The organism is Brenneria salicis ATCC 15712 = DSM 30166 (assembly GCF_003315515.1).
In the GTDB taxonomy this organism is placed as follows: domain Bacteria; phylum Pseudomonadota; class Gammaproteobacteria; order Enterobacterales; family Enterobacteriaceae; genus Brenneria; species Brenneria salicis.
This window is the reverse complement of the sequence record NZ_QNRY01000003.1, coordinates 119,328-132,642: the sequence shown is the minus strand read 5'-3', so window position 1 is coordinate 132,642 and position 13,315 is coordinate 119,328. Positions and strand designations below refer to the sequence as shown.

Below are 13,315 nucleotides of genomic sequence, written 5' to 3'. Positions count from 1 at the left end.
ATCTGTCTCCGCTACGCCTTTTCCACATTAACCAGGAACGCCTTGTATTCCGGCGTTTGGGTATTGGCATCGCCGACGTGCGGCGTCAGGATATTTGCCAGAAACCCTTTCTGCGTGGTGCCTTCAAACCCCCAATGACAAGGCACGCCGATGGTTTCCACCGGCTTGCCTTCAATCATCAGCGTGCGGATACGTTTAGTGACCACCGCTTTCGCCTTGATATAACCGCGTTTGCTGCTGAGTCTCACCATATCGCCGGCCCGAATTCCCTTCTGTTCGGCCAATGCCTCGCCAATCTCGACAAACTGCTCCGGCTGCACGATGGCGTTCAGCCGCGCATGTTTCGTCCAATGGCGGAACAGTTCAGTAATGGAATAGGTGGTGGCGACATACGGGAATTTCGCGGCGCTGCCCATGCGCTGTTTATCAAACGCATACAACCGGGCCGCCGGATTAAAACGGATGCTTTCATGCAACGGACTTTTTTCCAACGGCGATTCGACGGGTTCATAGTGCTCAGGGAATGGCCCATCGGTAAGCTTGTCGATGCTAAACAGCCGTCCCAGGCCTTCCGCCTGTAAAATGAACGGCCCAACGCCGCTGCCGGGCGCGGCATTGCCGTAATCCGGCGTGTCGATACCGATCCAGCGCTGACCATCCCAGCGGATCAGTTCACGCTTCGCATCCCACGGATTGCCCTGTTCATCCGCCGATGCGCGGTTGTACAGAATGCGGCGATTTTGCGGCCATGCCCAGGCCCAGCCCAACGTACTGCCCAGACCTGACGGATCGGCGTTATCCCGCCGGGCCATCTGGTTCCCCTGCTCGGTCCAACACCCGGCATAAACCCAGCAGTAGCTGGCGGTGGTGCCATCGTCACGCAGTTGCGAAAAGTCAGACAGCAACTGCCCTTTTTTCAGCACCAGATTCCCCTGATCGTCATAAATATCCGCCAACGCATAACCATTGCCTTCTTTCGCCACCTCTTCCGGCGACGGATCTTCCGGGTTGAGATAATTCCACGCCATATTGAGGACCGGCTCAGGATTCGCACCGCCCTCTGTGGCATACATCTCCCGCAGGCGCAAAAAAATTCCGGCCAGGATCACCCCGTCGTGCAACGCTTCCGCCGGCGGTTCCGCGCCGTTGAAGTGCCATTGCAGCCAACGACCTGAATTCACGATCGATCCGTTCTCTTCCGCAAAACAACTGGAGGGCAAACGAAAGACCTCCGTTGGGATCTGCGCGGGATCGACGTCATTCAATTCACCGTGGTTCTGCCAGAAATTGGACGTTTCCGTCGCCAGCGGATCGATAATGACCAGAAACTTCAGTTTTCTCAGCGCGTCGCGCGCTTTATTGGAATCAGCAAACGCGGCGATCGGGTTAAAGCCCTGCGCAATATAGCCGTTGACCTTGCCTTCAATCATTCTTTGGGTGTAGTTGAGCGCGTCATAGCTTTGATCCCACTTGGGCAGCCAGTCGAAACCCCAGTCATTTTCTGGTTGCGCCTTATCGCCATACAAACTTTTCATCAGGCTGATAAAAAATTTCGGCGTGTTCTTCCAGTAATTCACCTGGTCGGGCAATAGCGCCTGCGGCGTGATTTGTGAGAGATAATCCTGCAAGGTGGTCTGCTTTTCGGACGGCAAATCCATGTAACCGGGCAGACGCAGGGACAACAATCCCAGATCGGTATAGCCCTGAATATTCGAGTGCCCGCGCAGCGCGTTAATTCCGCCGCCGATCATACCGATATTGCCCAACAGCAATTGGATGATGCCTGCGGCGCGTATCATCTGAGAACCATTGGTATGCTGCGTCCAGCCCAGCGCATACAGAATGGTCGCCGTTCTGTCCGGTACGCAAGTCGATGCCAGAATGTCGCAAATCGTCAGAAATTGATCTTGCGGCGTGCCGCAGATACGCGAAACCACTTCCGGCGTGTAGCGGCTGACGTGCTGTTTAAGCAAATTCCAGACACAATGCGGATCGGTGAGGGAGAGATCTCGCCGGGCAAAGCCGTTTTCATCCAGTTCATACTGCCATGACGTGCGTTCATACTTACGCGCCTGCGGGTCATAACCGCTGAACAACCCCTCATCAAAACCATAGTCTGCGCGCACCAGCAGGCTGGCATTGGTGTATGACTTCACATACTCCATCTGCACTTTATTGTTGCTCATCAGGTAATGAACCACGCCCAGCAGGAAGGCGATATCCGAACCGGCGCGGAGCGGCGCATAAAGATCGGCTACCGACGCGGTACGGTTAAAGCGCGGATCGACCACGATCAGTTTTGCGGCGTTTTTGATTTTAGCTTCCACCGCCCATTTGAACCCGACCGGGTGCGCCTCCGCCGGGTTGCCGCCCATCACCAGCACCACGTTGGCATTCTTGATATCCACCCAATTGTTGGTCATCGCGCCGCGCCCGAAGGTCGGCCCCAGCGCCGACACGCTGGGGGCGTGACACAGGCGTGCCTGAGTATCAATCCCCAGCATCCCCAGCGCGCGGTTAAAACGGAAATCCAGCATCCCGGTTTCATTACTGGCGGCCGACGAACATAACATGCCGGTTGTCAGCCAGCGGTTAACGGTGACGCCGTCGCTGTTTTTCTCGATAAAATTGGCATCCCGATCGGCTTTCATCAGGCGGGCAATGCGATCGAATGCCTCATTCCAACTGATGCGCAGCCATTTATCCGAGCCGGGCGCCCGATACTCAGGATATTTAAGCCGCTGATCGCTATGGATATAATCGATCAACCCCGCCCCTTTTGGGCATAACGAACCCCGGCTAACCGGATGATCCGGGTCGCCTTCAATATGAAAAATGGAGGATTTGGCGTTTTTCGCCCCGTCGCCAAGGCTATACATTAAAATACCGCATCCAACGGAACAATAGGTGCAGTTGTTGCGCGTTTCTTTGGCGCGTAGAAGTTTATATTGCCGGGTTTCGGCCAGTGCTACTGAAGGGGAAAAACCTAATGCTGTAACCGTTGTTCCGGCCATGCCACCCGCACATATTTTAAAAAATTGTCGTCTGCTGACCTGCATGGAAAGCTCCTCATACCACACCGCTCAAAATAAAAATCTGGCAGGAACGTTTATTTTGTTTTTATATTGCAAGAATAAACTGACTGCCGTGCAGTCATAAACCACACTAACAATATGCATTATGCGATGAAATAAAAAAACCTCAACTATTTATCCCAATAATAACATTATCATCACATAAAGACGTTAAACCGCCGATTTTATAAGCAAACCCCATATTTAAATGAAAATCATTCTCAACCAGAAATTATCACCACAGCACAACGATATATAATAAATTGCATAACGAATGACGAATTTCGCGCTATTAAGAAGGAATTGTAGATGGAATGAAATAAAGGATGGCGATGATACTATTAGTAAATAATAACGGCATTACAGATATCGCTTTTTATATTACTCATTAATTGAATGCTATAAAAACATTTCCGCGCGGGGGTGATAATATTACTTACCCATGTAACGGGAATAACGCAGTCAGTTAAATGACATTAAAGCTGAACGATCGATCAAAAAAGAGAGCAAATCGGTCCGTTGACTAAACAACATAACGCCGACCAACATCCAGCAGCCATCAATCGCCGCATACGTATGAAATACGCATCAGGCTATGGCATGGCGGGAAGTTCAAGTTCAGGATCGATGAGGTGATAAATCTGATTGCCGAACACCGGTTGCTGCAAAAGCTGGTCGATGGCCAGCGCCACATCCTGACGCGACACCAGCCCCAGCGTGGCCGCCCCTTGCGTCAATTTAGCATTATGCGTGGCAACCACATCCAACAGACCGCCAGGGCGCACAATGCAGTAATCCAGCGAACTACTCTGCAACCAGCTTTCCGCCAGTGACTTTTCACGCACGGCAAAACCGAATGCGGCCCTGGCGCGTGGCGATAATTGCGGCCAACTGTCGCCGCAGCCCAGCGACGTCACCAGCAACATGCGTTTGATGCCCGCCTGCTCCGCGCCATCAATCACCGTTCGGTGTCCCTGATAATTGACGCCGCCGCCGCCCATCGTGGAAACCACAATGGCGGATTTGCCCGCCAACTGGCAGGCTTTGGCCACCACATCCGCATCACAGGCATCGCCCAGCACGACGTTAAGCCCTTGCGCTCGCCAATGCGCCGCCAGTTCAGCATTGCGCAACACCAATACCACCGGCTGCTCACATTCTATCGCCCGTTGTAATAAACAAGCCCCCACGCCCTGACCTGCGCCAAAAAGTAACCATGCCATAGATGCTCCTTTTCATGAATATCATTCGCTTGCCAATGCACGAAACGCCTCAAGCTGCGTCGTCAGCAACTGGCGCTGGCTATCCCGTCCCAGGAATACTTTAAACATCGCCTCACCGTCTACATTAATAAACACCACAGAGGCGGTGTCCATCCCCATGAATTTACGCTCAATGAAAGCAATGTGCCGACAGTTAACCGCTCGAATATGTCCGCTGAACCCCGTCTTGCCGCGCAGATTGAAATAGCCGTGGCGGTGCGTCCCGCCCGGCAACTCGCCTTTAAACTCCAGAATCGCATCGGCGGTATGGCTGATGAGCGTGACTTCGCCCCAGTCGGTGATGGCCTGCCACACCGCATCAAACCGTTCGCCCGCGACAGTGGCGCACTGTGCTTCCGGCAGCGCCTTGACCACCTCAAATAGTGATGTGTGGTACTGACTGGCGATATCTTCCAGTGTGCCATCAGGGTTGGTGGCGAGTAAATCCTGTAATGTCATCAGTAAGTTTTCCTTAATGCGCACGATCGTCATGTGCATGATCTTCAGCATTCAACTGCGGAATAATTTGTTGTAATGCCTGCATCAGATTATTTGCCCAAAAGCGGCCATCATCGGTTAAACGCAGGCAGGGGGAATCATCACGGGTTAATCCCGCGTGGTGCCACTGATTCAGCAACGGCTGAAGCGCATCGGCGCGACGCGTCAGTTGCGGCAAGACGACGCGCCCGACTTCAATACCCGCCTGAAGCTGATGCTGCCAGGGACCGCTCGGGCTGGCCGGGGTCATCATCATGATCGGTTTCCGTCCTTGATCCAGCGTGTGGTAATAACGTTCAAGATCGCGTTCCAGCATATAAGCCTGACCATTCAGGTTACCGCCCGCGCCGCTCCCCATCGCCAGACAATCCGCCCCCTGTTTAATCAACAGGTTGTATAGATTGCGCTCTCTGGTGGTTCTGGCCCAGTGACTATTGCTCAGTTGATGCCAGCCTGCCTCAGCCAGAAATGCCGCGCCGCGAAGGTAAAAATCACGTCGGACGGTCACGTCCGGCAGGGTGATCCGTTGGTTTTCCGCCGCTTTCGCCAGCGGCGTGGCGGGTAATAAATTCAGGGCGTAAAGATCGACGCCATCCAGCGGCAATCCGCTGATAATATTCAGATCTTCCTGCCAGGTTTCCGTCGTTTGTCCCGGCAGACCAAACATCAGATCGCAAACCACCGCCGCCTTGTCGCGCTGGCACAGACGCTCCAGAAAGCGGATGGATTGCTGTTTATCCGAGGTGCGCGCCATGCGCTGACGTATACGACTGTCGAACGTCTGAATGCCGATGGAAAACCGGTTGGCGCCCGCATCCAGACAAGCGTCAATGCGTTCATCATCAAAATCCATCGCCCGGCCTTCGACGGTAATTTCACAATCAGGCGCCAGCGGCAGCGAGGTACGGATCGCGGTAATTATCCGCGCGAGCTCGTTGGCTGCCAACGCGGTCGGCGTACCGCCGCCAAAATAGACGGCATGAATCGGCGCCGACTGATGCAACGGGCTATCCGCTTCCATTGCCAGTTCCTGCAACAGATAACGGGTATAGGTTTCGGTGCTATCGTCACGCAATTTATTCTGATAAAAGCCGCAGAAGGTACAGTGCGTCGCGCAGAAAGGAATATGCAGATACAGCAGACGCTTGCGGGCAGGCAAAATCCGCTGTTGCAAAGTTTGCCAACTGGCGGGGATTTGTTCAGGTGAAAGCGGCGAATGATTGCGCCAGGGCATTGCCATACGCCGCGCGCCAAATGGCTGTTCACCGGGCTGAGCATAATATGGCGTAAGATCGATATTCATTAACGGCCCCTATCAAAAGCAATATGACAAATTAAATGACAGCCCGTTTTATTTATCAATAAGCCCTAATGAATAACAGGAACCGTAATAAAGGGATAGCAAAAAACCTTATTCTTGTTAACGTGACAATAAGGAAAAAATGTTGAATCGGTCTAACAGATGAAATGTGTTTCATTGTAATTCAATACACTAAAAACAAAACATGCTATTATTGTTATAAAATTGATACTGAAATATGGATTATTAAAATTTGTTAATCCGCTAATATTGAATATATATTTAAGATGTAAAGAACGCCAATAAACAACCGTCCGAATAAACAGCAAGATAAATAAAACCAGCATAGTTTTATTAATTATTCTTCATGCGAATAATGATTAGATGCCGCCGCAATCAATGCCTGCCCTAACGCCAGCCCGCCATCTCCCGCCGGTAATCGCTGCGGCTGCAACACGGTCATCCCCAGCAAGTGACGGTGCAGCAGGTGGGAAAGCAGCCGGTTATGCATAACGCCGCCCGATAGCGCCACGGTGTTGCTGCCGTAACGTATCGCGCTACGTCTGGCTAATGCCGCCAGCCCTTGCGCCAGCGCAGAATGAAAGGCATACGCTTTGTCTGCGGGATTGGCCCGCCATGTCAGCCACTGCCGCCAGAACGTGTATAAATCAAGCTGATTATCCTCGCGCAATGGCATGGTTACGGGAATACTCGCCACGGGCGCGTGGTGAAGCGTGCTTTGCCACGCCAGCGATTCCAGCCAGCAGGCGGCTTCCCCTTCCCAACTCTGGCTGAGGGCGGCAAATCCGTTGGCCGCCGCCACCGCATCAAATAAGCGCCCGGTTGATGATGACAACGGCGCATTGATGCCGCGTTCGATCGCTTTAGCAAGTAGCCTGGCGGGTTCCGTCGGGATGGCGGTTGCTTGCGGTAGTACGGCCCAGTCAGGCACAAACCGCAGCCACTGCGCCAGCAGATTACGCCACGGCTGACGCGCAGCCAGATCGCCGCCGGGCAACGCCACCGCAGGAAGGCCGCCAATGCGTCGGCATTGCGCATAATCCGCCAGCAGACATTCTCCGCCCCACCACTGTCCATCAGCCCCATAACCCATACCGTCCAGCGCCAGCCCGATAACCGGCCCGGCATCTCGCGGCCACTGATGTTCGGCCAGACAAGCCACAATATGCGCGTGATGGTGCAACACCTCAATACAGGGGATCTGCCGCTGTTCAGCCAGCTGTTTTCCCAGACGATGACTGATATAACCGGGATGCGCGTCAACCACTATCGCATCGGGAATGAAACGGTAAATATCCTCAAACAAGGCGATAGCATGACGATATTGCTGCTCAACGTCGCGGTCTGCCAGATCGCCAAGATGCTGGCTGACAATCGCGTTTTCATCACGCAGTAGACAAAAGGTATTCTTTAAATCCGCCCCCATCGCCAGCAACGCAGGCTGTGCGCTAAACCCAGGCGGCAGCGGCAAGGCATCCGGCACGTAACCCCGCGCCCGACGCAACATCTCCGCCCTGTTTTTATGCAGCCTGACCAGCGAATCATCGGCGCGTTGCACAATCTCACGATTGTGCATTAACCACCGGTCGGCAATGCCGACAAGCTGCGTCATCGCCTGTGCATTGGTCAACGCCGGCGGTTTGCCGCCGGCATTACCGGAGGTCATCACCAACGGGCGCGCCACCTGTGCCAGCAACAGATGTTGCAGCGGATTGGCGGGCAGCATCAGTCCAACTTCACCCAAGCCGGGCGCAATTTTCTCGGATAGCGGGCCATCCTGTCGCCGCGGCAACAGCACGATCGGCGCCGCCGTACTGTTTAATAATCGCAACGCGGCGGGAATATCCGCGACGACGGCGCATTGCTCAAGCCATCCGTCATCCGGCAGCATCACCGCCAGCGGCTTGCCGGGGCGATGTTTGCGCTGCCGCAAGCGTTCAATCGCCTGCGTATTGGTGGCGTCACAGGCCAGATGAAAGCCGCCCAGCCCTTTAATCGCCACGATATCCCCGGCCAACAAAGCGTTGGCCGCCAGACGGATCGCCTCATCCCCCTCAGCCCGCTGCGCCGCTGCGCCATAAACCAGCCAGACTTGCGGGCCGCATTGCGCACAAGCATTGGGTTGGGCATGAAAACGGCGATCAGCCGGGTGCTGATATTCGGCCAGACATTGCGGACAGAGCGGGAAGTCCGCCATCGCGGTGAACGGGCGGTCATAGGGCATCCGGCGAATAATGGTAAAACGCGGACCACAGTGGGTACAGTTGATGAACGGGTAGCGATAGCGGCGATTAGCCGGATCGTTCAGTTCGTGCAGACAGGCTTCACAGGTTGCCGCATCCGGCACCACTTGCGTATCCATCTGACCGGCGCCGCTGTGTTCGATCACAAATGTCGTGGGTATGGCGGCCCACTGCCACGGCTGGCAGGTCAGGCTATCGATATGCGCCAACGGTGGGCACATTACGGGCAGTTCAGCCATAAAGCGTTCAATATTTACCGACTGATAAAGGTGGATCACCACCCCCGCGCCGTCATTACTGACATCACCGCACAGCTTGAACCGATGCGCCAATTGCCAGACATAGGGTCGAAACCCGACGCCCTGCACTTTGCCTTTGATGCGGATTTGAACGCCGTTATGGTTCACGCTCACGTGGAGGATATCCTTGCCTGTTTAGACAGATTTCTATGTCAGTTCAGTGCTATTTCGTGCGCGAAGAGAAAGGTATTTTCATGCCGCGCGATATTCACAGAGAAATACCGATGCTTACCACGCACGAAATGATCACCTATGCTTGCATATAGCTGAAAAATAGCGCCTAGCAGATCCGCGGCATCGGCTCATTATGCGGCAAATCCAACAATCTCGACGCGCCAAACACCCCGCACAGGCGAATCTGCGGCGTTGCGGTCACCACGCCAATCGTCGCGGCGCCCCGCCCCAGTGGATGCGCTCGCAACACGGCCAATACTGCTGGCTCGGCTTGCGCCGATACCACCAGCACCAGTTTGCCTTCATTGGCGAAGTTCAACGCCTCCAGCCCCAGAATTTCGCAGATGCCGCGCACCGCCTGTTTCAGCGGCAACGCGCTTTCATTCACTTCCATACCGTAGCCGCTGGCCTGCGCATACTCATGCAAAATGGCGGTCACGCCCCCACGCGTCGCATCCCGCAGCGCACGCACCCCCGCAATCTCACGCAACGGCGCAATCAAGGGCGCCAGTACCGCGCAATCGCTCGATAACTCGGCTTCCAGCCCCAGTTGTTCGCGCAGGTTGAGGATCGTCGCGCCGTGATCGCCCAGCGTCCCGCTGACGATAATTTTATCGCCGGGGCGGATCTCGCTTGTCCCCCAGTGAAGCGTCGTCGGGATAACGCCCATACCGGAGGTATTGATAAAAATCTTATCAGCCGCGCCACGCGGCACCACTTTGGTATCGCCGGTCACTATCTCGATATCGGCATCACGAGCGGTTCGCGCCATAGATTCAACAATGCGCAGCAAATCCGCGCCGGGGAAACCTTCTTCAATGATAAAACCGCAGGAGAGATAACGCGGCTGCGCGCCGCTGACCGCAATATCATTCGCCGTGCCGCACACCGCCAGCTTGCCGATATCGCCGCCGGGAAAAAAGATCGGATCGATAACATAGCTGTCGGTGGTGAACGCCAGCCGATCACCGTGTTGCGTCAATGCGGCAAGCGGCAATCTGGCCTGATCTTCGCGCTGTCCCAGCAGCGGATTATCAAACGCCTGCATAAACAGTTGTTCAATCAACTGCTGCATCGCCCGTCCGCCGCTGCCGTGCGCCAGCGTAATCTCTGTGGGCATGTGTTCCGGCAAAGGCCGTGTTGCGCTAGCTACCATTGTACTGACTACCATTGTTCTGGGCATTTTCAGGCACACTCCCGCCGATACTGATAATAAGCCGCGCACGCGCCCTCGGAGGACACCATCAATGCCCCGATAGCATTCTGCGGCGTGCAGCGTTGGGCAAACAGCGGACAATCCGCGGGTTTGCAGCGCCCGGTCAGGACATCGCCGCAGCGCGATCCCGGTTCATCAGCCACCCGCTGCTGCCGGGGTTTGAACCGGCGCTCGGCATCAAAATCGGCATACGCCTCGCGCAGTTGCATACCGGACTGGGCTATTTCTCCCAGACCGCGCCATTCGCTGCTGGATTTGGTGGTAAAAACGTCTTGCATGGCTTGCTGTGCCAATGGGTTGCCGCCATCCGGCACAATGCGGCGATACTGATTTTCCACCTCGCAACGTCCGGCGTGAATCTGGCTGACCAGCATCAACAGCGCCTGCAAAATGTCCAGCGGTTCAAACCCGGTGACCACGAACGGCTTATGGAACCGATCACACAACGCTTGATAAGGATACGCGCCAATCACCATACTGACATGCCCCGGCGCCAAAAAACCGTCAATGCGCAGGTCAGGTTGCATCAGCAGACTGTTCAACGTAGGGACAATGGTAATGTGCTGACAGAACAGGCTAAAGTTGTTGATGTGGCGGCGTTTGGCCTGTTGCAATGTCAGCGCGGTGCTCGGCATGGTGGTTTCAAATCCCAGGCCGAAAAACACCACCTGACGATCAGGGTTTTTCTCCGCCAGCAGCAACGCATCCAGCGGCGAATAAACCATGCGCACGTCGGCGCCATGACGACGCGCGTCCTGTAGCGATCCGTTGCGCCCCGGCACGCGCATGGCATCGCCGAAAGTACAAAAGATCACCTCAGGATGCGCGGCAATTTCCAGACAGGCATCAATCCGTCCCATCGGCAATACGCACACCGGGCAGCCCGGACCGTGGATAAATTCGATTTCCGGCGGCAACAACCGATCCAGTCCAAACTTGAAGATCGCGTGGGTATGGCCGCCGCACACTTCCATCAGTTGCAACGGGCGTTGCCGCAACTGCGGCATCTCCGCGACCAGCGCCCGAATGCGTTGCAACACGGCTTTCGCCAGTTCGGGATCGCGGAACTCATCAACGTATTGCATGAACCTCTCCGCTTTGCCGCCATTCATCCAGTTCCAGCCCGACGGCACGCATGGATTGCAGCGCTTCCAGCGTATCCCGCGCCTCCTGTTCATCCAGCAGGCTCATGGCGAAACCGACATGCACCAACACCCATTGTCCCACCAGATCGGCGGGAGAATCCTCACAAACCAGCGCGATATTGACCGCTCGCTGTACCCCGCAGACATCAACATACGCCGGTTGGTAAATATCCTCGCCGACAGAAACCACTTTTCCCGGAATGCCTAGGCACATCGCTGCGCCTCCAGCCAATCAAGCCATGCTTCCATCCCTTCGCCGGTACGGGCGGATAACGCGATGACCTGAATTTCCGGGTTGACGCGCCGGGCGTTGGCGACACAGGCTTCCAGATTGAAATCCAGATAAGGCAGCAGATCGATTTTATTCACAATCATCAGCGACGACGCCGCGAACATATGCGGATATTTCAGCGGTTTATCTTCACCTTCGGTCACCGACAGCACCGCGACTTTAGCGCGTTCGCCCAGATCAAACCCAGCCGGACACACCAGATTGCCGACATTCTCGATAAACAGCAGAGTGTTATCCGCCAATTGCAGACGATGGGCCGCATCATGCACCATCTGCGCATCCAGATGGCATCCCTTGCCGGTATTCACCTGAATAGCCGCCACGCCCGTTGCCCGAATGCGCTCCGCGTCATGGGTGGTTTGCTGATCGCCCTCGATCACCGCGCAAGGCATCTGCTGCCCGATATGGTTCAGCGTCGCCGTCAGCAACGTGGTTTTACCTGAACCGGGGCTGGAAACCAGATTCAGCGCCAGAATATTCTGCGCGTTAAAATGTTCCCGGTTATGTTCCGCCAGATGGTTATTTTTGCTCAGCACGTCCATTTCAATCTGTAACAGGCGTTGCTGCCCGATCCCCGGCGCATGGGTTCCCGCCGCGCCTTGTCCGTAATGCAGATCCTGTTCATTGACCTCTGGCTGAAACGCCGCGTCGCCCTCTTCGGCGTCGTTTTGTTTCATCGGCTTCGCCCCCTTTACGATCTTAGGCGGCAAAGCCTGTACGCCTTTAGGCGGTAAAGCATAGTAGTGGTTATGGACATCGCCATGATAATGGTGGTGATGGATAATCACGCAGCGACCCTTAATCTTGCCGCCGTGATGATGGTCATGGCTATGCTCGTGGTCATGCCCGTGATCGTGATGGTTTTTGTGATGATGCTCGTCACCTTCGATTTTGCGCTCTCCTTCACCGCAACCGCATGTGCTACACATAGGGATCTCCTCCCGCTATCAATCTTCAGAAAGCTTAAAAAGCCGTTACTCGATCGCCAACTGTTTGATTTGCAGACTGTCGCCGTCATCAACGCGCAGATTATAACTGCCGCAAACCGGACATCCGGCGCCATGCTCAATCACGTCGATAACCGCACTGCATTCCCAGCACCAGGCTTTGGCCGGGCGGATGGCGATATGCAATCGGCAACCTTCCGCCAGCGTTTGCCGACAGACGGACGCGAAACAAAAACGCAGCGCGCTCTCTTCAATACAGGAGAGCGCCCCCACTTCCAGCCAGACTTCAGTGACCCGGCGGGCCTGATGTTGACGCGCCTGCTGCTCAATCAATTCCAGCGCGTTGTAGCACATGGAAATTTCATGCATGTGGTTCACTCCGGTTTCGGCTAAACAGTTCGCGGCGACGGCGGTTATGCGGCGCATCGGTATCCGCCACCGGCAACGACAGCGCCATTTTCGCACTCTGCTCAGCCAGTGAAACCGCCTGCTCCGCGCGTAACCGGCTATTGATGGGCGACATCAGCGAGCAGGACAGATATTGCTTTCCCGCCATCTCGCCAACGATAAACGTCACATTCCCGCAAGGGAGCGCCAGCCCCAGACGATCGGCCACGTCCTGTCCGGCCAGACCTGCCCTGGCCCCGGAAGAACCAGCAAACTCATCATCCAGGGCGTCAGCAGACAACCGACCCACTGCTGCTCAAATAGGGTAAAACCGCAGGCGCGCACCGGGATGCCCACACGAAAAAACGGCAACGAACGCATTTTTTCATCGGCAATCGTCGTAAACATCCGCTCCAGCCACGCTGCCGGATGTTCATCATGACGCACAATGGACGAC

At 55.3% G+C, this 13,315-nt stretch carries 11 protein-coding genes and 1 pseudogene; 1 reads left to right on the top strand and 11 read right to left on the bottom strand.

Annotated elements, in window-relative coordinates; translation table 11 throughout:
* Positions 1–11: 11 nt before the first annotated feature.
* The gene (fdnG, locus tag DES54_RS02920) at positions 12–3,014 is read right to left on the bottom strand and encodes a formate dehydrogenase-N subunit alpha (RefSeq protein WP_240634910.1); all 3,003 of its coding nucleotides are present in this window, start codon (positions 3,012–3,014) and stop codon (positions 12–14) included.
* On the opposite strand from fdnG, the gene DES54_RS18765 reads away from it, so the two are divergent.
* Positions 2,908–3,159, top strand: a complete 252-nt coding sequence (locus tag DES54_RS18765) for a hypothetical protein (RefSeq protein ID WP_240634912.1) — start codon at positions 2,908–2,910, stop codon at positions 3,157–3,159. The two genes, fdnG and DES54_RS18765, sit on opposite strands and share 107 nt — an antisense overlap.
* Positions 3,160–3,667: 508 nt before the next feature.
* Here DES54_RS18765 and DES54_RS02915 read toward each other — a convergent pair.
* The 10 genes and pseudogenes from DES54_RS02915 to hybE all read right to left on the bottom strand — a co-directional run bounded on the left by DES54_RS02915 (position 3,668) and on the right by hybE (position 13,266).
* A complete protein-coding gene (locus tag DES54_RS02915) occupies positions 3,668–4,297 on the bottom strand; it encodes an NAD(P)H-binding protein (protein WP_113865121.1) in 630 nt (209 codons plus the stop codon).
* Positions 4,298–4,318: 21 nt separating this feature from the next.
* Positions 4,319–4,795: a heme utilization cystosolic carrier protein HutX gene (gene hutX, locus DES54_RS02910; protein ID WP_205680163.1), complete on the bottom strand. Its 477-nt coding sequence runs from the start codon at positions 4,793–4,795 to the stop codon at positions 4,319–4,321.
* A gap of 13 nt (positions 4,796–4,808) precedes the next feature.
* The gene (gene hutW, locus DES54_RS02905; protein ID WP_113865120.1) at positions 4,809–6,137 is read right to left on the bottom strand and encodes a heme anaerobic degradation radical SAM methyltransferase ChuW/HutW; all 1,329 of its coding nucleotides are present in this window, start codon (positions 6,135–6,137) and stop codon (positions 4,809–4,811) included.
* Positions 6,138–6,492: 355 nt separating this feature from the next.
* The gene (gene hypF, locus DES54_RS02900; protein ID WP_113865150.1) at positions 6,493–8,805 is read right to left on the bottom strand and encodes a carbamoyltransferase HypF; all 2,313 of its coding nucleotides are present in this window, start codon (positions 8,803–8,805) and stop codon (positions 6,493–6,495) included.
* A gap of 172 nt (positions 8,806–8,977) precedes the next feature.
* Positions 8,978–9,991, bottom strand: a complete 1,014-nt coding sequence (gene hypE / locus DES54_RS02895) for a hydrogenase expression/formation protein HypE (RefSeq protein WP_113865119.1) — start codon at positions 9,989–9,991, stop codon at positions 8,978–8,980.
* Between the two features lie 65 nt (positions 9,992–10,056).
* Complete coding sequence (gene hypD, locus DES54_RS02890; RefSeq protein ID WP_113865118.1) at positions 10,057–11,172, bottom strand: hydrogenase formation protein HypD; 1,116 nt, start codon at positions 11,170–11,172, stop codon at positions 10,057–10,059.
* The gene (gene hybG, locus DES54_RS02885) at positions 11,159–11,446 is read right to left on the bottom strand and encodes a hydrogenase maturation factor HybG (protein ID WP_113865117.1); all 288 of its coding nucleotides are present in this window, start codon (positions 11,444–11,446) and stop codon (positions 11,159–11,161) included. Before hybG ends, hypD begins: the two co-directional genes overlap by 14 nt.
* Complete coding sequence (gene hypB, locus DES54_RS02880; RefSeq protein ID WP_113865116.1) at positions 11,437–12,453, bottom strand: hydrogenase nickel incorporation protein HypB; 1,017 nt, start codon at positions 12,451–12,453, stop codon at positions 11,437–11,439. The genes hybG and hypB overlap by 10 nt, the downstream gene beginning before the upstream one ends.
* A gap of 45 nt (positions 12,454–12,498) precedes the next feature.
* Positions 12,499–12,840, bottom strand: coding sequence for a hydrogenase maturation nickel metallochaperone HypA (hypA, locus tag DES54_RS02875; RefSeq protein WP_113865115.1), 342 nt, complete (start codon positions 12,838–12,840; stop codon positions 12,499–12,501).
* A pseudogene (gene hybE, locus DES54_RS02870) lies at positions 12,833–13,266 on the bottom strand (hydrogenase-2 assembly chaperone). The gene hypA and the pseudogene hybE overlap by 8 nt, the downstream one beginning before the upstream one ends.
* Between the last annotated feature and the right edge of the window lie 49 nt (positions 13,267–13,315).

Excerpts from the sequence above, each read along its gene's own strand:
- DES54_RS02915 (WP_113865121.1), bottom strand. The coding sequence starts at position 4,297 with ATGGCATGGTTACTTTTTGGCGCAGGTCAGGGCGTGGGGGCTTGTTTA.
- fdnG (WP_240634910.1), bottom strand. The coding sequence starts at position 3,014 with ATGGCCGGAACAACGGTTACAGCATTAGGTTTTTCCCCTTCAGTAGCA.
- hypD (WP_113865118.1), bottom strand. The coding sequence starts at position 11,172 with ATGCAATACGTTGATGAGTTCCGCGATCCCGAACTGGCGAAAGCCGTG.
- hybG (WP_113865117.1), bottom strand. The coding sequence starts at position 11,446 with ATGTGCCTAGGCATTCCGGGAAAAGTGGTTTCTGTCGGCGAGGATATT.
- hypB (WP_113865116.1), bottom strand. The coding sequence starts at position 12,453 with ATGTGTAGCACATGCGGTTGCGGTGAAGGAGAGCGCAAAATCGAAGGT.
- hypA (WP_113865115.1), bottom strand. The coding sequence starts at position 12,840 with ATGCATGAAATTTCCATGTGCTACAACGCGCTGGAATTGATTGAGCAG.
- hypE (WP_113865119.1), bottom strand. The coding sequence starts at position 9,991 with ATGCCCACAGAGATTACGCTGGCGCACGGCAGCGGCGGACGGGCGATG.
- hutW (WP_113865120.1), bottom strand. The coding sequence starts at position 6,137 with ATGAATATCGATCTTACGCCATATTATGCTCAGCCCGGTGAACAGCCA.
- hutX (WP_205680163.1), bottom strand. The coding sequence starts at position 4,795 with ATGACATTACAGGATTTACTCGCCACCAACCCTGATGGCACACTGGAA.